Source organism: Streptomyces iranensis (assembly GCF_017874715.1).
In the GTDB taxonomy this organism is placed as follows: domain Bacteria; phylum Actinomycetota; class Actinomycetes; order Streptomycetales; family Streptomycetaceae; genus Streptomyces; species Streptomyces iranensis.
In genome coordinates this window covers 347,985-366,373 of record NZ_JAGGLR010000007.1, presented here as the reverse complement: position 1 = coordinate 366,373, position 18,389 = coordinate 347,985, and the positions used below count along the sequence as shown (strand labels likewise).

The window sequence follows — 18,389 nt, the reverse complement described above, 5'->3', positions numbered from 1 at the left end:
GACACGACCGGCCGGGGCGTCGAGGGGGGTGGGCCCGCCCGCAGAGGCGTCCGGTTTCGGCCACGTAGCGGAGACCGCCTACGTCACCTGACCCCCTCCCGGAGGGTGTCGGCGAGGGAGGCGAGATACATCTCGATGGCCTGGCCGGGCTCGCGCACCCGGCGGCCCGACAACTTCCCGATCTTCTCCAGCCGGTAGAGCAGGGTGTTCCGGTGGATGTGCAGCCGCTCGGCGACCCGGACCAGCGAAAGGCCGCCTTCCGCCCAGCCGATCAGCGTCTCCCGCAGCGTCGGCCAGTCCGGCTGCTCGCGCAGCCGCCCCAGCACCGCCTCGGTGAACCGGGCCCGGTCGTGGGGCGGTATCGAGCCGAGCAGCTGCGGCACCCGCAGCTCCGAGGCGACGAAGACCCGCTCGCCGGGGAAGACCGCCGGTCCGGTGCGCAGCGCCGTCGCCGCGTCGCGATAGGAGTTGTGCATCCCGGCCGCCCCGGCCGCCGGCTCGCCGACGGCCATCCGGCCGTCCAGACCATGGCGTTCCGCCAGCAGCGTCAGCAGGTGCTCGCACCGTTCGGGAAGCCGCTCCGGGGCCGCGCGCCCCTCGTGCGCGGCGGCCAGCACCGCGTACCGCCCCGCGGTCTGTTCGCCCGCCACGTCCTGGCGGTCGCGGAACACCTCGCGCACCGTCCGCAGCACCGTCAGCCGGGACACCGGCGCGGGGCCCTCGTCCGCCCGGTCCGGGACGCCCGCCGAACGCACCTCCAGCAGCACCGCGCTCCGGGCCACCCCGGGGATAAGCCCCAGCTCGACCGCGCGGGCGGCCACCGCCTCCGGGCCGACCACCTCGGGGTCGTAGAGCGCGATGTCCCGGACGAAGTCGTCGACCGCCCGCTCATGGAGCATCCGCGAGCGCAGCAGCGCCGCCTCCTCCAGCAGGATCTCGGTCTGCCGCCGCACCACCAGGCCGAAGCGGTGCACCTCCTCGGGCACCCCGGTCAGACAGACGGTGCCGATCACCTCCTCCCCGACGGTGATCGGCAGGCTCATCCCGGGCCGTACGCCCCGCATCCGGCCAGCCTGCTCGGCGCTGTGGGTGGCGGGGCGCCCGGTGCGCACCACCTCCAGGGACGCCTCGTGGACGGTGCCGACGCGCGCGAGGTCGCCACAGCCGATGACGACCGCCCCGGGATCGGTGATCAGTACATTGAAACCGGTGATCCGCCCGATGTCGCGGGCGATCTCCTGCGCCAGCTCCGGCGTCAGTACGGGAGGGCCGCCGAGCGGGCCGCCAAGATGGTCCATGGGCGGATCGTACAGACCCACCCGTTTTCAGGTCGATGTCTTCGTACGCTTCGAACGATGACCGGGGGCCCGTCGCTGTCTACCGTCTTCCGTCAACACCACCGGGCGCCCCGCACCGCCCGGCCATCCGTCCCCTCCTCCCCAGGAGCCCTCCTCAGGAGACGGCCATGAGCACAGCATCCCTGGAGAAGTCCCGCCCCACCCGCACGCACTGGCTCATCACGCTGTACGCCGGCGGCGGCGAGTTCTGCGACGGGTACATCCTCAGCATCATCGGCGTCGCGCTTCCGCTCCTCACCGCCGACTACCACCTCGACTCCTTCGACGCCGGAGTGATCGGCTCCGCCTCCCTGGTCGGCATGTTCGCCGGTGGCCTGGTCTTCGGCTATGTCACCGACCGGGTCGGGCGGCAGAAGGTCTATCTCTTCGACATCGCCGCCTTCATCCTGCTCTCCGCGGCCCAGTTCTTCGTCACCGATCCCTGGCAGCTCACCGTGGTGCGCTTCCTCATGGGCATCGCCATCGGTGCCGACTTCGCGATCGCGGGCACCATCGCCTCCGAGTTCGCGCCGCGAAACTCCCGGGGACCGCTGCTGGTCATCATGGTCACCATGTGGTCGGTCGGCGCCGCCGTCGCGTACGTCGTCGGCTGGGCGATGCTGTCCTCCGGCCATGACGACTGGCGCTGGATGCTCGCGAGCAGTGCGATACCCGCCGTCCTCATCCTCCTGCTGCGCTTCGGCACCCCCGAGTCCCCGCGCTGGCTGCTCAGCAAGGGCCGCGGCCAGGAGGCGGAGGCCGTGCTGAGGCAGATGCTCGGCCCCGGAGCGAGCCTGGACGACCTGGAGGCCGACACCGCCTCGCGCACCCGCTACGGCGACATCTTCCGCGGCGCCTATCTGCGGCGGACCGTTTTCGTCAGCGTCTTCTGGGCGTGTCAGCTGCTGCCGATCTACGCCATCACCACCTACGAACCCACCATCCTGTCCTCCTTCGGACTGGCCGACGGCAACGACTCCTACCTCGGCTCGGTCGTGGTGCAGATCTTCTTCGTGCTCGGCTCGCTCTCGGGGATCCTGGTCATCAACAAGGGGCGGCGCACCCTGCTCCTGTGGAGCTTCGGCGTCTCCGCGATCCCCCTGCTCGGCCTCGCGGCCCTCGCCCACCCCTCACCGGCCGTCGTGATCGTCCTCTTCGCGGCCTTCGGCGTGGCGTGCTTCTCCAGCCAGTGCCTCCAGGCCATCTACCCCTCCGAGCTGTTCCCGACCGGGGTCCGGGCCACCGCCAACGGCTTCGCCACCGGCATCAGCCGCGTCGGCGCCGCCATCGGCACCTGGGGAGCGCCCGTCGTCCTCGACCACAGCACCCGGCTGGCCATGCTCCTCGGCGCGGTGATCTGCGCCATCGGCTGGGGAACGTCGTACCTCCTCGCCCCGGAGACCAGCGGGCTCACCCTCGCCGACGCCAGTGCGGCGGATACGGACCACCGCCCCCGCGGGCGATCGCGTGCCCGCCGTGACACCACTTCGACCCCACCGTCCCCCGCGGTGAAGGAGCCCTCATGACCTTTCCGGACACCCCGCCCGCCACGGTCACGATCGTCGGCGGCGGAGTAGTCGGCCTGGCCTGTGCCCACTACCTCAGTGGCGCCGGGCTGCGGGTCACCGTCGTCGAACGCGACCGGGTGGGCAGCGGCGCGTCCCGCGGCAACGCCGGGGAGGTCTGCCCCGACCTGGTCGAACCGCTGGCCGCGCCCGGTGTCATCGGTACGGCGCTGCGCGGGCTGCACCGCCGGGACGGCGCACTGGCGATCCACCCCCCGGCCGGTGCCGAACTGCTGCGGTTCCTGGTCCGGTTCGGGACGCGGGCCACCTCGCGCCACCACGCGCGGGGGGCGGCCGCCCTCGGCGCCCTCGCGAGGGGCACCTTCGGGCTCTTCGAGGAGCTGGAGGCGGCCGGTGTGGACGGGGCGGCGCACAAGGACGGCTTCCTGTTCGCCTTCCCCTCCCGGGAGTACGCCGCCGAGGCGCTCGCCGCCTTCCGCCGGCTGGACGCGCCCATCGCGCCCGGCGGTGTGCTGGAGGGGGCCCGCCTCGCGGAGGCGGAGCCCTCGCTCACCGAGGGCGCGCGGGCGGGGTTCGTGGTGGAGCGTCAGTGGTCCCTGGACCCCTCGCTCTTCGTGGACCGGCTCGCCGAGCGGCTGCGGAGCGACGGGGTGGAGCTGGTCGAGGGCGCGCGTGTCTCATCCGTCGTGGACCGCTCCGGCCGGACCGAGGTCCGGACCTCGGCGGGCACCTTCCGCGCCGACACGGTGGTCATCGCCGCGGGCATCGGATCGCGGGAGCTGGTGCGGGGGCTCGGCAAGGACGTCGACCTGGTGGCGGGCAAGGGCTACAGCTTCTCGGTGGCGGCCGAGCCGCCGCCCTCCCGCCTGGTCCACCTCGGCGCGGCCAAGGTGGTGCTCGCACCGATGGGCAAGCGGGTCCGGGTCGCCGGGACGATGGAGTTCGAGCGCGACGCCGACCGGTTCCGGCAGCGGCGCATCGAGGCCATCGTGGCCGCCGCGCGCCCGTATCTGCGCCATGCCGACTGGGACGACCGCCAGGAGGAGTGGGTGGGGCCGCGGCCCATGACCCCCGACGGACTGCCGCTGATCGGCCCGGTGCCCGGCCATCCCCGGGTGCTGCTGGCCACCGGCCACAACATGCTCGGGCTGATGCTCGCGCCCGCCACCGGCCGGCTGGTGGCCGGGCTGCTGACGGGTGCGGCGGATCCTCGGCTTTCCTCCACTTTTGCACCGGTACGGAGCATTCGTCGGTACTCGCGGTAGTCTTGGCGTGTACATGGCGCTCTTTGAAGCGCCCTGACACCCAAGGAGCTTGCAGTGGTCAGTCGCAGAACCCTGCTCACGAGCACACTGGGCATCACCGGCGGCCTTCTCCTCCCGACGGCGGGCGCCGACGCGGCGCCCGCCGACTGGTCCCGGGCGGTGGTGGACTCCACCATCGCCCGCAAACCGGACCCCAAGACCCTCGGCGGCTGGGGCTACACCCAAGGGCTGTTCCTGCTCGGCGCCTACCGCGTCTACCAGCGGACCAAGGAGCCCTCGTACCTGGCGTACATCAAGGGGTGGGTGGACAACTTCGTCGACGCCGACGGCCATATGAGCCGGACCTTCGACAACCTGGACGCGATGCAGTCCGGCAATCTGCTGCTGATCCTCCACCAGGAGACCGGCGACGCCCGCTACCGGACCGCCGCCGACCAGATCCGGGACCGGATCACCACCTATCCGCGCACCGCCGACGGCGGGATGTGGCACGCCACCGGCAAGACCAACGAACTGTGGGGCGACGGGGTCTTCATGGCCCAGCCGTTCCTGCTGCGCTACGGCATCGCCTACGGCGACCAGCGTTACGCGTACGAGGAAGTCACCAGGAACCTCTCGGCGTACTTCCGCCACCTCAAGGCGGCCAACGGCCTGATCTACCACGCCTACGACGCCGACGGCGACGCCCCCTGGAAGCCCGACCCCAGCACCGGTACCTCCGCCCACTTCTGGGCACGGGCCATCGGCTGGACCGCGATGACCCATGTCGAGGTGCTGGAGCTGCTCCCCGCGGACCATCCGCGCCGCGCCGAACTGCTGGGCAACATACGGCACTTGGCGAAGGGCTTCGCGCGCTACCAGGACCCGGCCACCGGCCGCTGGTTCCAGGTCGTCGACAAGGCGAGCGACCCCGGCAACTGGACCGAGACCTCCGCCTCCAGCATGTACACCCTGATGCTGCACGCCGCCCTGGAACACGGCTGGATCAGCGGCGGCGGATACGCCTCGGCGGTCCGCAGGGGCTATCAGGGCGTACTGAAGAAGGTGTCGGTCGGCTCCGACGGGCTGACGAACATCACCGACATCAGCGAGGGCACCAACGTCGGGGACCTGGCCTACTACCTCGGCCGCAAGCGCAATACGAACGACCTCCACGGTCTGGGCGCCTTCCTGCTGATGAACGAGCGGCTCGCGCACTGACACGGGCGCACTGACACGGGCGTACGGTCGCGGTCCGGCGGACCGCGACCGTGCCCACCCGCGAAGGCGCTACTTCAACTCGACCTGGAACACCTTGTCCGCGCCGTCCGGCTCCCCGCCGTTGTTGTCCGCGTTCGTCGTGGACAGCCACAGCGTGTTCTTGCCCGGTACGGTCTCCACGGTGCGCAGCCGCCCGTAGGAGCTGGTGTAGTACGCCTTCGGGGTGCCCGCGCTCGTGCCGTCCACCGGGATCCGCCACAGCCGCTCACCGCGCAGCGCGGCCAGGTACATCGCGCCGTCGGCGTAGGTGACCCCGCTGGGCGAGGCGTCGCCGGTCGCCCACTGGCGCTTGGGGCTGGTCATCCCCGATGTGGAGCACTCGCCCTCGCAGATCGGCCAGCCGTAGTTCTTGCCCGGTTCGATGAGGTTGAGCTCGTCGTACTTGCTGTTGCCGAACTCGGCCTCCCACAGCCGGCCCTGCGGGTCCCAGGTGATGCCCTGCGGATTGCGGTGGCCGTAGGAGTAGACGAGTGTGCCGAACGGATTGCCCGGGGCGGGTTTGCCGTCCGTGGTCATCCGCAGGATCTTCCCGTTGAGGGAGTTCTTGTCCTGGGCGAGGTCGGGTGTCTGCGCCTCGCCGGTGGTGGCGTAGAGATAGCCGTCCGGGCCGAACTTGAGGCGTCCGCCGTTGTGGTACTTGTTCTTCTTGATGCCGGTGACGATCGCCTTGTAGCCGCCCAGCGAGGAGCCGTCGTAGGTCATCTTGGCGACGCGGTTGCCGTCGGACGCGGTGTGCATCAGGTAGATGGCGTGGTCGGTGTTCCAGTTCGGGGAGACCGCGATGCCCAGCAGCCCGCCCTCACCGTCCGTGGTCACCACGTTGGGCACCGTGCCGACCTGCGTCCTGGTGCCCGACTGGGTGAGCTTGTAGAGCAGATACGAATCGCGCTCGGTGATCAGCGCCGAGCCGTCGGGCAGCCAGCTGAGCCCCCAGGGGATGCTCCAGCCGGACGAGACGGTCTTGATGTCCGAGGGAGCCGAATCGGCCCGCCCGGGGGCGGCGGTTCCGGTGCCGGCCGTTCCGATCAGCAGTCCGGCGGCGAGTGCGGTGGCGGCCGCCAGGGCGGCGGTGTTCCGGTACCTCTTCATCGCGTTCTCCTGTCTGATCCCCGTTCACATGCGGGGAACTGTAAGGAAGGTTTCCAAATGCGTCAACAGATTCGGCGGGAGGAGCCAGTGCATCGCGGAAGGTAGGAGGTGTCTCTTGGGGCGTCAAGGATTGGTATGGGCCAGGAAGTTGGCCACGTGGTCGATTTCGCCCGTCATGGGCTGTCGACCCATCAGAGGTCGGATGACCTTTTTGGTGCACGCTTCTTGACCGCACCCGGACAGCTGGTAACCCTGCAACAGAGCGGAACATCACCACGCTCCATCCCTCCCTCGGCATTCACAGCTCGGAGAAGGAGCCCTCATGGGCCGCAGATCGCGCCGCCACACCACCAGGCACCATCGCAAGCCGCCGCTGGACGAGGTGCGCATCGGATCCGCCCACCCCGGGAGCGGCCGCACCACCACCGACGGCGGGGCACCGCGGATCCGGACCGTCCGCTGACGGCCCGTCCGCCCCGTCCCGTTGATTTATCCCCCACCCAGATGGAAGGCAGGCCGAAGCCATGAACGACACCACACCGCGCACGGCGCCCGAGGCGGCGGACCGCACCCGTACGGAGGCCGGCGAGACCGCCTGGCAGACGCCCGACTACGTGGTCGTGGAGACCGCGCTGGAGGTCACCGCCTACTCGCTGAACGCCCGCTGAGCTCCCCGCCATGCGCGTGCGCGTGCTCGGCACCGCGGCGGGTGGCGGCGTACCCCAGTGGAACTGCGCGTGCCCCGGATGCTCCGGGGCACGCGCCCACCCGGGGTGGCGCCGCCGCCATGCCTCGCTCGCCGTCCAGGCCGACGAAGGCCGCTGGTATCTGGTCAACGCCACCCCCGACCTCGGCGACCAGGTCGAGGACTGCCCCGAACTGCACCCCGGGCCCGAACCGCGCCGGACCCCGCTGGCCGGGGTGATCCTCACCGACGCCGAACTCGACCACACCCTCGGCATCGCCCGGCTGCGCGAGGCGGACGGCATCGAGATCCTGGCCACCGCCCCGGTGCGGCACGCCCTGCTGACCGGGCTCCACCTGGGCGAGGTCCTCACCCCCTACGCCCGGCTGGACTGGCGCCCCCTCGGCCCCGGGGACCGGCCGCTGAGCAGGTCGGAGGAAGTCCGCTACGGTTCGGCAGCGCCCCGAAGGGGCGCGGGGCCGTATCGATACCCGGCTCCGCCGCGGGGCGCGACCAGCCACGACGGCGCCGCAGATGGCCAACGACGCATCGCGGCACTTCCAGCGGAGCGCTTGGCCGAGGGCTCGCCCATCGCCGTCGGCGCCGTCCCCGTCTCCGCCAAACGCCCCCGCTACGCGGCCGGACTCGACGCCCCGGACGACGACGCCTGGGTGGTCGCCCTGCGGCTGACCGACCGTGCGACCGGCCGCTCCCTCCTCTACGCCCCCGCGCTCGCCGCCTGGCCCGACGCCTTCCAACTCGCCGCCGAAGAAGCCGACTGCGTGATCGTCGACGGCACCTTCTGGTCCGATGACGAGCCCCTCACCAGCGGCTTCGGCTCGCGTACCGCCACCGCCATGGGCCATCTGCCGATCGACGGACCGGACGGCACGGCGCACCGGCTCGCCGCACTCGGAGCGCGCACCCTGTACACCCACCTCAACAACACCAACCCCCTCAACGACCCTGCCGCGCCCCAGCACTCGGGCTTGGCGAGGCTGGGCGTCGAGGTGGCCGCCGACGGGATGGTGATCGACCTGTGAGCACCCCACGGACACGGCTCGAGGAGCGGTTGCGCGCGGTCGCGCAGGAGCGCTACCACGACCGCCACCCCTTCAACGTACGGATGCACGCGGGCGAGCTCACCCCCGCCGAACTGCGCCGCTGGATCCTCAACCGCTTCCACTACCAGCGCCACATCCCCGTCAAGGACGCGCTGATCACCGCCAAGCTCGACACCTCACGGCTGCGCCGGATGTGGCTGCGGCGCATCCAGGACCACGACGGCGCCACCGACGGCGAGGGCGGCATCGAGCGATGGCTGCGGCTCGGCGAGGCCGCCGGCCTGGACCGGGACCGGCTGCTGTCGGGTGATGAGGTGGTGCCCGGGGTACGGCTCGCGGTCGACGGCTATGTCAACTTCTGCCGGCTGCGCGGCCCGCTGGAAGCGGTCGCCGCCTCGCTCACCGAGCTGTCCGCGCCCGGCATCATGCTCACCCGGATCGACGCCTTCGAGCGGTACTACCCCTGGATCGAGCGCGCGGGCCTGGCCTACTTCCGCAACCGGGTCGGCCAGGGGCGCCGGGACAGCACCGAGGCCCTCGACCTGGTCCTGACCTGGGCACGGACCCCCGAGGACGAGGACCGCGCGGTGGCGGCGCTCGCCTTCAAATGCGATGTGCTGTGGTCGCTGCTGGACGCGGTCGACCACGCCGACACCAAGGACGGCCAGGGGGAGGGCACATGACCGGCCCCGGCACCGGCACCGGACCCGCCCCGGCCGGATGGCGGCCCGCGCTGTCCTCCGCCGTGAGCCTGCGCCACGACCGGGTGCGGGACGCCGATCTGCTGCTGCTGCCCGAACGGGTGGTGGTGCTGCGCGGCAGCGCCGCGAAGATCCTGCGGCTGTGCGACGGCGACCGCGACCTCGACGCCATCGTGGCGGAACTCCGGAGCCGCTTCCCCGGTGCGCCCGTCGCCGAGGACGTCCCCGCCTTCCTCGACCGGATGCGCGGGGAGGGCTGGGTCCGATGACCGCCGCGCCCCGCCCCTGGGCCCTGCTCGCCGAGCTCACCCACGGCTGCCCGCTGCACTGCCCCTATTGCTCCAACCCGCTGGAGCTGGTCCGCCGCTCCCGGGAGCTGTCCACCGCCGAGTGGACGGAGGTGATGCGCCAGGCGGGGGAGCTGGGCGTGGTGCACACCCATCTCTCCGGCGGGGAACCGCTGCTGCGCGGCGATCTGGCCGGGATCGTCACCGCCGCCGAGTCCGCCGGGATCTACACCCAGCTCGTCACCAGCGGAGTGGGCCTGGACGGCGCCCGGCTGGCCACGCTGACCGCCGCCGGGCTGCGCAGTGTCCAGCTGTCCCTGCAGCACGCCGACCCGGCCGCCTCCGACCGGATCGCCGGACACCGCTCGTACGCCGCCAAGGAACGGGCCGCCGCGCTGGTGCGCGCGGCCGGACTGCCGCTCGGGATCAACGTCGTCCTGCACCGCGACAACCTCGACGCGCTCGACGCCATCATCGAACGCGGCCTGGACTGGGGCGCCGACCGGATCGAGCTGGCCAACACCCAGTTCTACGGCTGGGCGCTGCGCAACCGCGACGCCCTGCTGCCCACCCGCGACCAGCTCGGCCGGGCACGGGACACGGTCCAGCGGTGGCGGGACCGGCTGGGCGGCGCCACCGACCTGGTGTGGGTCGTGCCCGACTACTTCGACGGCGTGGCCAAGCCCTGCATGGGCGGGTGGGGCGCGGTCTCGCTGACCGTCGCGCCCGACGGGACCGTGCTGCCCTGCCCCGCCGCCGCGAGCCTGCCGGACCTGGACCCGCCCAACGTCCGCGACCACCCCCTGGAGTGGATCTGGGACCACTCGGGCGCCTTCAACCGCTACCGGGGCGAGGACTGGATGCGCGAGCCGTGCCGCACCTGCTCCCGCCGCGCGGAGGACTTCGGCGGCTGCCGCTGCCAGGCGTACGCCCTGACCGGCGACGCCGCCCGCACCGACCCGGCCTGTGCGCTCTCCCCGGACCACGGTGTGATCCGCGCGCTGACGACGGACCCCGGGCACCCGGCCGGAGCGGGCACCCCGGCGCCGACCGGCGGCTATGCGTACCGCAAGCCCGGAGGGTGAGGCCGGGCGCGGTTTGGCGCATACGCCCCCGCTTCCGTAAAGTTTCGCCGTTGTCCAGGGGAACAGGCGAACCAGAAAGCGGCAGCGGCGATGACGGTGATTGACGAAGGCCGGGCCGAGCGTGCCCCGGCCGAGGAGCCGGGCATCGACCCGGAGCGGCTGGCGACCTGTCTGAGCGTCCTCGCGGAACTCGACCGGCTGCCGGTCGACCACCCCGACGCGGTCATGGTCCGCCGGGCCACCTCCGGGATCTACCGCAGCGTGAAGCAGCGCAGGCGCCAGGAGCGGCGGGCCGCGAAGACCGCGAACGACAAGGCCGTGACCGAGGCCACCGCCACCGGCGCCGCCGACCGGATCGACGACGAGACGCTGGGCCGCGCGCTCACCAGCTCCGTCACCACGGAGATCGCGGGCATCCTGGAGCGCCCCCGCTCCTGCTACGTCTGCAAGACCCGGTTTGTCGAGGTCGACGCCTTCTACCACCAGCTGTGCCGCGACTGCGCCGCCGAGAACCGGGCCCGTCGCGACGCCCGCACCGATCTCACCGGGCGCCGTGCCCTGCTCACCGGCGGCCGGGCGAAGATCGGCATGTATATCGCGCTGCGGCTGCTGCGTGACGGCGCGCACACCACCATCACCACCCGCTTCCCGGTCGACGCCATCCGCCGCTTCAAGACCATGCCGGACAGCGGGGAGTGGCTGCACCGGCTCAAGGTCGTCGGCATCGATCTGCGCGACCCGGCCCAGGTCATCGCGCTGGCCGACGCGGTGAGCGCCGCGGGCCCGCTGGACATACTGATCAACAACGCCGCCCAGACCGTCCGCCGCACCCCGCACGCGTACGCGGAGCTGATAGCGGGCGAGTCCGCGCCGCTCCCCGCCGGGGCACTCCCCGAGTCCATGGTCCTCGGAGCCTTCGGCAGCGGCGCCCAGGCGGCCCTGCCGGCGCCCCGCGCGCCCCGGGACGGCGCCCTCACCCCGCAGGACCTCACCGCCCTCGCCCTCAACCGCGGCTCCGCGTCACCGGCCCGGATCGAGGCCGGGACCGCGATCGACGCGGGCGGGCTGGTGCCGGACCTGGACCCGAGCAACACCTGGGTGCAGCGGGTGAACGAGGTGGACCCGGTCGAGATGCTCGAGGTCCAGCTGTGCAATGAGACCGCGCCGTTCATCCTGGTCAGCCGGTTGCGCCCGGCGATGGCCGCCTCGCCCGCCCGGCGCAAGTACGTGGTCAACGTCTCCGCGATGGAGGGCAAGTTCGGCCGGGGCTACAAGGGCGCGGGCCATCCGCACACCAATATGGCCAAGGCCGCGCTGAACATGCTGACCCGCACCAGCGCACGCGAGATGTTCGAGTCCGACGCCATCCTGATGACGAGCGTCGACACCGGATGGATCACCGACGAGCGCCCGCACCCGGACAAGATGCGGCTGGCGGCCGAGGGCTTCCACGCCCCCCTCGACCTGGTGGACGGAGCGGCGCGGGTCTACGACCCGATCGTCCGGGGCGAGCACGGCGAGGATCTCTTCGGCTGCTTCCTGAAGGACTACGCCCCGACGTCCTGGTAACGGCGGGGCACCGCCGGACGGCGGGGCGCGCACCCCCGCGCCCGGCTCGGCGCGGTCCGGCCCGGGGTCACGCGCTCGCCTTGTGGCCCGCCGCCGGGGTGCGGCGGGCGGGCGAGAGGCCGAAGCGCCGGGCCAGCCGCCGCAGACGGGCGCGGGCGGCGCTCCGGTAGCGATCCCAGAGGCGGGCGGACCGGCTCGCGCGCAGCTCCTCGAAGAGCTGGTCGTAGCGCCGGGCGATCGGCTCCGGGTCATAGATCCGGGAGCCCTCCAGGGCGTCCGCGCCCATCGCCCGCCGGGCCGGGGCATCGCCCATCAGCTCCATCAGGGCGCTCGCCAGCGCGTGCTTGTCCCCGGTGGGGACGAGCCGTCCGGTGACCCCGTCCTTGATGATCTCGGCGGGGCCGAGCGGGCAGTCGGTGCTCACCACCGGCACCCCGCAGCGCATGGCCTCCACGATCGTCATCCCGAACGACTCGGCGTCCGAGGCGACCGCGACCAGCGACGCCTTGGCGAACTCCGCCTCGATGGGCGAGCGGGACCCCATCAGCTCCGCGCTCCCGGACAGGCCCAGCCGCTCGATGTGCTCCGCGAGCCGCTCCTTCTCCGCGCCCCCGCCGTAGATCCGCAGCCGCCAGGCCGGGAACTTCACCGAGATCTCCGCGAAGGCGTCGATCAGCAGGTCGAAGCGCTTGCCGCGGACCAGCCGCCCGGCCGCCGCGATCACCGGCTCGGTGCCCGCGGAGGGGGCCACGCCGGGCTCGGGGACGCTGTTGGGTATCGCCAGGGTCCGCACCCCCGGCATCGGCATCTTCTTGCGGTAGACCGCGGCGTCCGCCTCCGTCGTGGTGACCACGGCGTCCAGTGCCCGGTAGAACGGGGCCAGCTCCGCCCGCAGCCTCTTGCTGTGCGCCTCGTACCGCAGATGCTCCTGGGCGATGCGCAGGGCGCGACGCGGGGCGAAGCGGGAGATGTAGACGTTCACCCCCGGCCGGGTGCCGACGATCACATCGGCGTCGCAGCCGCGCAGATACTCCGCGGCCCGCGTGTCCATCAGCCGGTTGTACTGCTTGATCCGCTTCTCGGTGGCCGGGAAGTCCCGGCTGGCCTCGAAGAACAGCGGGTTCTTCGCGTCCGCGCTCTCCGGACGCGTGTCCACCAGGGGGACCAGCCGCACCCGCGGGTCGAGGGCGAAACGCGGCGTCTCGCGGTGCCGCATCATCGAGACGATCTCGACCTCGTGGCGGTCGGCGAGCGCCGTCGCGAGGTTCATGGTCGTCCGGATCGTTCCGCCGATCCCGTAGGCGTTGTGCAGCAGGAATGCGATCTTCATGCGGTATTTTCTCCGGCCGGGTGCGTCGCCGGGGCGAGTTTCCCCCGGAAGCTGGTCGACACCTTGCCGAGGTCCGGTAAGTCCACCGCGTGAAGAAGGTGAGAGCGGGGTAAGAAGCCCCGCTCAGGACCCCCGCCCGCCGCGGGCACCACTGTGGCCTTGGCAGACTCGGGGTGTGACGAACACCGTGCTGCTCGCCGAGGACGACCGTGCCATCCGCCAGGCCCTGGAACGCGCCCTGACCCTGGAGGGGTACCGCGTCACCGCCGTGCCCGACGGGATAGAGGCGCTGGCGGCCGTCCACCGCGAGCGCCCGGACGTGGTCGTACTGGACGTGATGATGCCGGGCGTGGACGGACTCCAGGTATGCCGGGTGCTGCGCGCCGAGGGGGACCGCACCCCCGTCCTCATGCTCACCGCGCGGGTCGAGACCGCCGACCGGATCGAGGGTCTCGACGCCGGCGCGGACGACTATGTGGCCAAGCCCTTCGAGATCGAGGAGGTCTTCGCCCGGCTGCGCGCGCTGCTGCGCCGCGCCGCCCCCGCCGAACCGGCCGCGCCGGAGGACACCGCCATCGACGGGGTGCTGGAGGTCGCCGATCTGCGCCTGGACTCCTCGGCCCGGCGGGTCTGGCGCGGCGGTACGGAGCTGGAGCTGACCCGTACCGAATTCGACCTGCTGGAGCTGCTGGCCCGCAACGCGGGCATCGTCCTGGACCACACCACCATCTACGCCCGCATCTGGGGCTACGACTTCGGCCCCGGCTCGAAGAACCTCGCCGTCTACATCGGCTATCTGCGCCGCAAGGTCGATCCGGAGGGGCGTGCCCCGCTGATCCACACGGTGCGCGGGGTCGGATACAGCCTGCGGGAGGAGTGATGGTGCGGCTCCCCCCGCTCCGCCGTGGCCGGCCCAGTCTGCGGACCACCTTCGCGCTCTCGTTCTCGGCGGCGGCCACCGTGGTCACCCTCCTGGTCGGCGGGCTCAGCTATGACGCGGCCGCCGGGCTGGTACGGGTGGACCAGCAGTCGGCGTTCGACGACATCATCCGCGATCTGCGCGGCGAGGTCCGCAGCGAGAAGGTGATCCTGCGGCAGTACCCCTCGGAGTCCGTCGGGCCCGTCCCGTACGACCTGCGGGACGATCTGCGCCGGATCAGCCGGATGGACGTCCAGGTGATCAACGGCCGGGGCACGGTCTACGACGCGGGCAAGCCCCCGCTGCCGGTGGTCGACGACGACCGGACGACCGCCGCCTCCCGTACCCCGGGCACCGTCGTACGGCGCGAGATCGGCATCGGCGGGGAGCAGTACCGGATGGCCACGGTCGCCGTGGGCGACGGCACCGGCGCGATCCAGGTGGCCCAGCAGATCAGCGACACCGAGGATCTGCTGCGCGAGCTCCAGAAGCGCACCGCGCTGTTCGTGGTCGCCGTCATCCTGGCAGCCGGGCTGGCCGGCTGGTGGCTGGCCGGGCGGATCACCCGGCGGCTGGTGCGGCTGACCCGGGTCGCCGAGAGCGTGGCCGCCACCGGCCGGATGGAGGTGGCGGTGCCGGTCGCCGGGGACGACGAGGTGGGCCGCCTCGGCCGGGCCTTCGACGGCATGCTCGGACAGCTCGCGCGCTCCAAGGACGACCAGCGGCGGCTGGTCCAGGACGCCGGGCACGAGCTGCGCACCCCGCTCACCTCGCTGCGCACCAACATCTCCCTGCTGCGCCGCTTCGAGGAACTGCCGGGGCCCGCACGCGAGGATCTGCTGGCGGATCTGGCGGGGGAGACCCGGGAGCTGACCGATCTCGTCAACGAGCTGGTGGACCTGGCGGCCGGGCAGCGGGACGACGAACCCCGTACCGAGGTCTCGCTGGAGGAGGTGGCCACCACCGCCGTGACCCTCGCCCGGCGCCGGACCGGCCGGGAGATCACCGTACGGGCCGAGGGCGACACCCGGCTGACGGGCCACCCGGCCACCCTGCAACGGGCGGTCTCCAATCTGGTGGAGAACGCCGCCAAGTTCGACCAGGGCGGCACCGAGCCCGTCGAAGTGGTGATCAGCGGCCGCCGGGTGGAGGTCCTCGACCGGGGTCCGGGCATCGCCGAGGAGGACCGCGAGCGGGTCTTCGACCGCTTCTACCGCGCGCCCGGCGCCCGCAGCCTGCCCGGTTCGGGGCTGGGCCTGGCCATCGTGCGCGAGGTCGCCCTCGCACACCGCGGCACCGTCTTCGCCCGGCCGCGGCCGGGCGGGGGCGCGATACTGGGCTTCACGGTCGGCGACGCCACCGAGGCGCCGTAACACCACGCCGCGAAGCCCCGGCCGTCCCCCTGCCGACGAGCCGACCGCCGTCGCCGTGGACACCTGCACCGGCGTGCTGATCACCATCGGCACGCCGACACAGCGGATGGCCGGGCCGCCCCCGCGCACACCCGGGTCGGCCGACCCGGGGGCTGGGGCGGAGCCCCAGTTGTGGGAAGGGGCGGGGAGGGGAGCAGCCCGCCGCGGGCGTTACGGCTTGCGGGCCACTCCCGCCCACATGTTGATGTCCGCGCTGCGGATGTCCTCCGGCCGGTCCTCGGGGTCCGGATTCCAGTGGTGGGGCTCCGACACACCCGGGTCGATCAGCTCCAGACCGTCGAAGAAGGCCCCGACCTCGCTCTGGGAGCGGGTGGTGAAGGAGATCCCGCTCTCCTTGTAGACCCGGATGACGTTCCGCCAGGTCTCCTCGGAGAAGTCATGCGTGGAGTGGGTCAGCATCAGAAAGCTGCCCGGGACCAGCGGCGCCATCAGCTCGCGGATGATCTCGTACGGCTTGTCCTGCTCCGGAATGAAGTGGAAGAGCGCGTTCACGGAGATCGCCACCGGCTGGTCCAGGTCCAGCGTCTCATGCAGCTCGGGGGCGCTCATGATCCGCTGGGGATCGCGCACATCCGACTGCACATAGGCCGTACGGCCCTCGGGGGTGCCGACGAGCAGCGCCTGGGCGTAGGCCAGCACGATGGGGTCGTAGTCGGTGTAGACCACCCGGGCGTCCGGGGTGACCGACTGGGCCACCTGGTGGAGGTTGGGCTCGGTGGGTATGCCGGTGCCTATGTCGAGGAACTGCCGGACCCCGGCCTCCCGGGCCAGCCAGCGGGTGGCGCGGTGGATGAAGGCCCGGTTGACGGTGGCGTTGAGCCGGACCGTCGGATAGACCTCCAGCACCCGCCCGGCGGCCTCCGCGTCGACCTCGTAGTGGTCCTTGCCGTTGAGGTAGAAGTCGTACATCCGAGCCGGGTGCGGCTTGGTGGTGTCGATCTGGTCAGGGGCGAGCCCGTTGTCGGTCACGCGGCCCTCCGTTCCGGTGCGGTACCCGCCGAGGTGGTCAGGTTTTCTGGGCGTGTGAGCAGGAAGTCCGCGGCGCCGGCCTTGGCACCCTGAATGAACTTCTCGATTTCGTGGTGGGTGTAGATCAGGGCGGGGCCGTCCGGATCGGTCGACTGACGCAGGGCCACCCGCCCGTCGTTCAGCCGCATGACCTCCACGCAGGCACCGCCGTTGGGGCCGCTCCAGGGCTTGGCCCAGCCTTCGGTTCCCAAATGTTTGGCGGGCATGCCGTTGTACACATGTACCTGATCCACAGTCAGAGCTCCTTGCGAATCCCACGGAGAAAGTTCTCCGTCCGCCGCGCCGGTGTGGCCTGGGTACCCATGCGGTCCAGGGCTTCCAGATAGGCGACCACATCGGAACGTTGGTCGAGATAGCCGGCGCCGGTCAGGCCCTCGGCATAGACGATGTCCGGCAGTTCCGGGATCTGGAACCGGAAGAGCTGGAAGGGTCCGCCCATGCCCGGGTGAGGGCCGGCGGAGAACGGCACCACCTGAAGGGTGATGTTCGGTCTTTGCACCGTTTCGATCAGATGGTCGATCTGGGCGCGCATCACCGCGGGCCCGCCGATGGACAGACGGAGCACCGTCTCGTCCATCACGACCCACAGATGCGGCGCGTCCGGGCGGCTGAGCAGCTCCTGACGCTCCATCCGCAGCGCCACGCGGCGCTCGAGCTCCTGGTCGGACCCGTGCGGGAAGCCGATGGAGAGCAGCGCGCGGGCGTAGTCCTCGGTCTGCAGCAGTCCGGGTATGAAGTGCGGCTCATAGGCGCGGATCCGGCTCGCGGCGCCCTCGAGGCTCACATAGAGGCTGAACCAGTCCGGCAGCACATCGCGGAACCGGTGCCACCAGCCGGGCCGGTTGGCCTCCTCGGCGAGCGCGAGGAAGGAGTCGATCTCCTGCTGCCCGGCGCCGTAGGTCTGCAGCAGCTTCTCGACGTAGGGGAGTTTCAGGCCGACTTCGGCCTTCTCCATCCTGCGCACCGTGGTCTGGTTGACGTGCAGCGCCCTGGCAGCCACGTCGTAACTGACGCCGGCTTTTTCGCGAAGGTCCCTCAGCCGCATGCCGAGGACCATCTGCCCGACGGTCGGGGCAGACCGCGCTTCACCCACGTCGTACCTCCTGGGACGGTCTTGTCAGGATCAGTGTGCCACGTACGAGGTGGGGGCAACAGAGTGCGCTGGCTATTCTGCATTTTGCAGATCGCGCCTTGCCAACTGATGCTCGCAGCAACGATAGTGACGGGTGTGACCGGTCCAACGTGGCTGCTGTGTCGCGCACTTGCGGCATTCACGTACGGCATTCACGCCCCCACAGGTAGGACGGACGGAAGGCACATGGCCGTGGCATTGCGTCAGCGCTCGACGATGGCCCACCACCCGAGCTCCGGGAGCGTTGACTCCGCCCTCCGTCAGGAGAGGTTCCAGCTGCCCGCCAGAGGCGCCTCGGTCGCGATCGCCCGGCACCGGGTGCGGTCCCGGGCGCCGGAGTGGGGCTTTACGGAGGATGTCTGCGAGGCCGCCGAGCTGGTCATGTCCGAGCTGTTCACCAATGCCCTGGTGCACACCGGGAGCGAGCAGATCCTCTGTGTGCTGCGCGCCCATGAGCGGCGGATGTTCTATGTCGAGGTCGCCGACCAGGGCGGCGGACCGGCCGTCCCCACACCGCGGGAGGCCGGTCTGGAGGATGAGTGCGGGCGCGGACTCGCGCTGGTCCGCGCCCTGGCCGACGCGTGGGGGGACCGGCCGGGCGTGAACGGCGGACGGGTGGTCTGGGCCCAGATGAGCGTGACCGTCGGCCGCTGACGCCGGGACCGGCCCCTCGGCCCG

19 protein-coding genes are annotated in these 18,389 nt (G+C 71.7%); 13 read left to right on the top strand and 6 right to left on the bottom strand.

Annotation, left to right across the window (positions count from 1 at the left end; translation table 11 throughout):
• Positions 1–83: 83 nt before the first annotated feature.
• Positions 84–1,298, bottom strand: coding sequence for a CdaR family transcriptional regulator (locus tag J2Z30_RS15100; RefSeq protein WP_044580945.1), 1,215 nt, complete (start codon positions 1,296–1,298; stop codon positions 84–86).
• A 167-nt stretch (positions 1,299–1,465) separates the two neighbouring features.
• Between J2Z30_RS15100 and J2Z30_RS15095 the strand changes: the two genes are divergently transcribed.
• From J2Z30_RS15095 to J2Z30_RS15085, 3 genes are read left to right on the top strand one after another with little or no spacing between them, the layout of a single operon-like run.
• Positions 1,466–2,863 carry an MFS transporter gene (locus J2Z30_RS15095; protein ID WP_044567957.1) on the top strand — a complete coding sequence of 466 codons (1,398 nt, stop codon included), beginning with the start codon at positions 1,466–1,468 and terminating at the stop codon, positions 2,861–2,863.
• Positions 2,860–4,128, top strand: coding sequence for an NAD(P)/FAD-dependent oxidoreductase (locus J2Z30_RS15090; RefSeq protein WP_052701204.1), 1,269 nt, complete (start codon positions 2,860–2,862; stop codon positions 4,126–4,128). Before J2Z30_RS15095 ends, J2Z30_RS15090 begins: the two co-directional genes overlap by 4 nt.
• A 54-nt stretch (positions 4,129–4,182) precedes the next feature.
• Entirely contained in the window at positions 4,183–5,328 is a 1,146-nt protein-coding gene (locus tag J2Z30_RS15085) for a glycoside hydrolase family 88/105 protein (protein ID WP_044567956.1), read from the top strand.
• Positions 5,329–5,397: 69 nt separating this feature from the next.
• On the opposite strand, the gene J2Z30_RS15080 is transcribed toward J2Z30_RS15085, so the two are convergent.
• Positions 5,398–6,477: a PQQ-dependent sugar dehydrogenase gene (locus tag J2Z30_RS15080; RefSeq protein WP_044567955.1), complete on the bottom strand. Its 1,080-nt coding sequence runs from the start codon at positions 6,475–6,477 to the stop codon at positions 5,398–5,400.
• Between the two features lie 322 nt (positions 6,478–6,799).
• On the opposite strand from J2Z30_RS15080, the gene J2Z30_RS15075 reads away from it, so the two are divergent.
• From J2Z30_RS15075 to J2Z30_RS15045, 7 genes are all read left to right on the top strand, one after another.
• A complete protein-coding gene (locus J2Z30_RS15075; RefSeq protein ID WP_209468682.1) occupies positions 6,800–6,940 on the top strand; it encodes a hypothetical protein in 141 nt (46 codons plus the stop codon).
• Positions 6,941–7,001: 61 nt separating this feature from the next.
• Positions 7,002–7,145: a pyrroloquinoline quinone precursor peptide PqqA gene (gene pqqA, locus J2Z30_RS15070; RefSeq protein ID WP_044567954.1), complete on the top strand. Its 144-nt coding sequence runs from the start codon at positions 7,002–7,004 to the stop codon at positions 7,143–7,145.
• A 10-nt stretch (positions 7,146–7,155) separates the two neighbouring features.
• Positions 7,156–8,205, top strand: coding sequence for an MBL fold metallo-hydrolase (locus tag J2Z30_RS15065; protein WP_044567953.1), 1,050 nt, complete (start codon positions 7,156–7,158; stop codon positions 8,203–8,205).
• Positions 8,202–8,909, top strand: coding sequence for a pyrroloquinoline-quinone synthase PqqC (pqqC, locus tag J2Z30_RS15060; RefSeq protein ID WP_044567952.1), 708 nt, complete (start codon positions 8,202–8,204; stop codon positions 8,907–8,909). Before J2Z30_RS15065 ends, pqqC begins: the two co-directional genes overlap by 4 nt.
• On the top strand, positions 8,906–9,196 hold the full coding sequence (gene pqqD, locus J2Z30_RS15055; protein WP_044567951.1) for a pyrroloquinoline quinone biosynthesis peptide chaperone PqqD: 291 nt from the start codon (positions 8,906–8,908) through the stop codon (positions 9,194–9,196). The genes pqqC and pqqD overlap by 4 nt, the downstream gene beginning before the upstream one ends.
• Entirely contained in the window at positions 9,193–10,299 is a 1,107-nt protein-coding gene (pqqE, locus tag J2Z30_RS15050; protein ID WP_044567950.1) for a pyrroloquinoline quinone biosynthesis protein PqqE, read from the top strand. The genes pqqD and pqqE overlap by 4 nt, the downstream gene beginning before the upstream one ends.
• A 90-nt stretch (positions 10,300–10,389) precedes the next feature.
• Positions 10,390–11,868 carry an SDR family NAD(P)-dependent oxidoreductase gene (locus J2Z30_RS15045; protein ID WP_044567949.1) on the top strand — a complete coding sequence of 493 codons (1,479 nt, stop codon included), beginning with the start codon at positions 10,390–10,392 and terminating at the stop codon, positions 11,866–11,868.
• 67 nt (positions 11,869–11,935) lie between these two features.
• On the opposite strand, the gene J2Z30_RS15040 is transcribed toward J2Z30_RS15045, so the two are convergent.
• Complete coding sequence (locus tag J2Z30_RS15040; protein WP_044567948.1) at positions 11,936–13,198, bottom strand: glycosyltransferase family 4 protein; 1,263 nt, start codon at positions 13,196–13,198, stop codon at positions 11,936–11,938.
• 175 nt (positions 13,199–13,373) lie between these two features.
• Between J2Z30_RS15040 and J2Z30_RS15035 the strand changes: the two genes are divergently transcribed.
• Positions 13,374–14,078 (top strand): response regulator transcription factor, encoded by a 705-nt coding sequence (locus J2Z30_RS15035; RefSeq protein WP_044567947.1) that lies wholly within the window; start codon positions 13,374–13,376, stop codon positions 14,076–14,078.
• A complete protein-coding gene (locus J2Z30_RS15030) occupies positions 14,078–15,490 on the top strand; it encodes a sensor histidine kinase (protein WP_044567946.1) in 1,413 nt (470 codons plus the stop codon). Before J2Z30_RS15035 ends, J2Z30_RS15030 begins: the two co-directional genes overlap by 1 nt.
• Positions 15,491–15,700: 210 nt before the next feature.
• Here the strand turns inward: J2Z30_RS15030 and J2Z30_RS15025 are convergent, their stop codons facing one another.
• From J2Z30_RS15025 to J2Z30_RS15015, 3 genes are read right to left on the bottom strand one after another with little or no spacing between them, the layout of a single operon-like run.
• Entirely contained in the window at positions 15,701–16,519 is an 819-nt protein-coding gene (locus J2Z30_RS15025) for an SAM-dependent methyltransferase (protein WP_078956482.1), read from the bottom strand.
• Positions 16,516–16,812, bottom strand: coding sequence for a DUF397 domain-containing protein (locus J2Z30_RS15020; RefSeq protein ID WP_020866365.1), 297 nt, complete (start codon positions 16,810–16,812; stop codon positions 16,516–16,518). Before J2Z30_RS15020 ends, J2Z30_RS15025 begins: the two co-directional genes overlap by 4 nt.
• Before the next feature lie 2 nt (positions 16,813–16,814).
• Complete coding sequence (locus J2Z30_RS15015; protein WP_044567945.1) at positions 16,815–17,672, bottom strand: Sco1979 family transcriptional regulator; 858 nt, start codon at positions 17,670–17,672, stop codon at positions 16,815–16,817.
• 225 nt (positions 17,673–17,897) lie between these two features.
• On the opposite strand from J2Z30_RS15015, the gene J2Z30_RS15010 reads away from it, so the two are divergent.
• On the top strand, positions 17,898–18,365 hold the full coding sequence (locus tag J2Z30_RS15010; protein WP_044567944.1) for an ATP-binding protein: 468 nt from the start codon (positions 17,898–17,900) through the stop codon (positions 18,363–18,365).
• Positions 18,366–18,389: the final 24 nt, after the last annotated feature.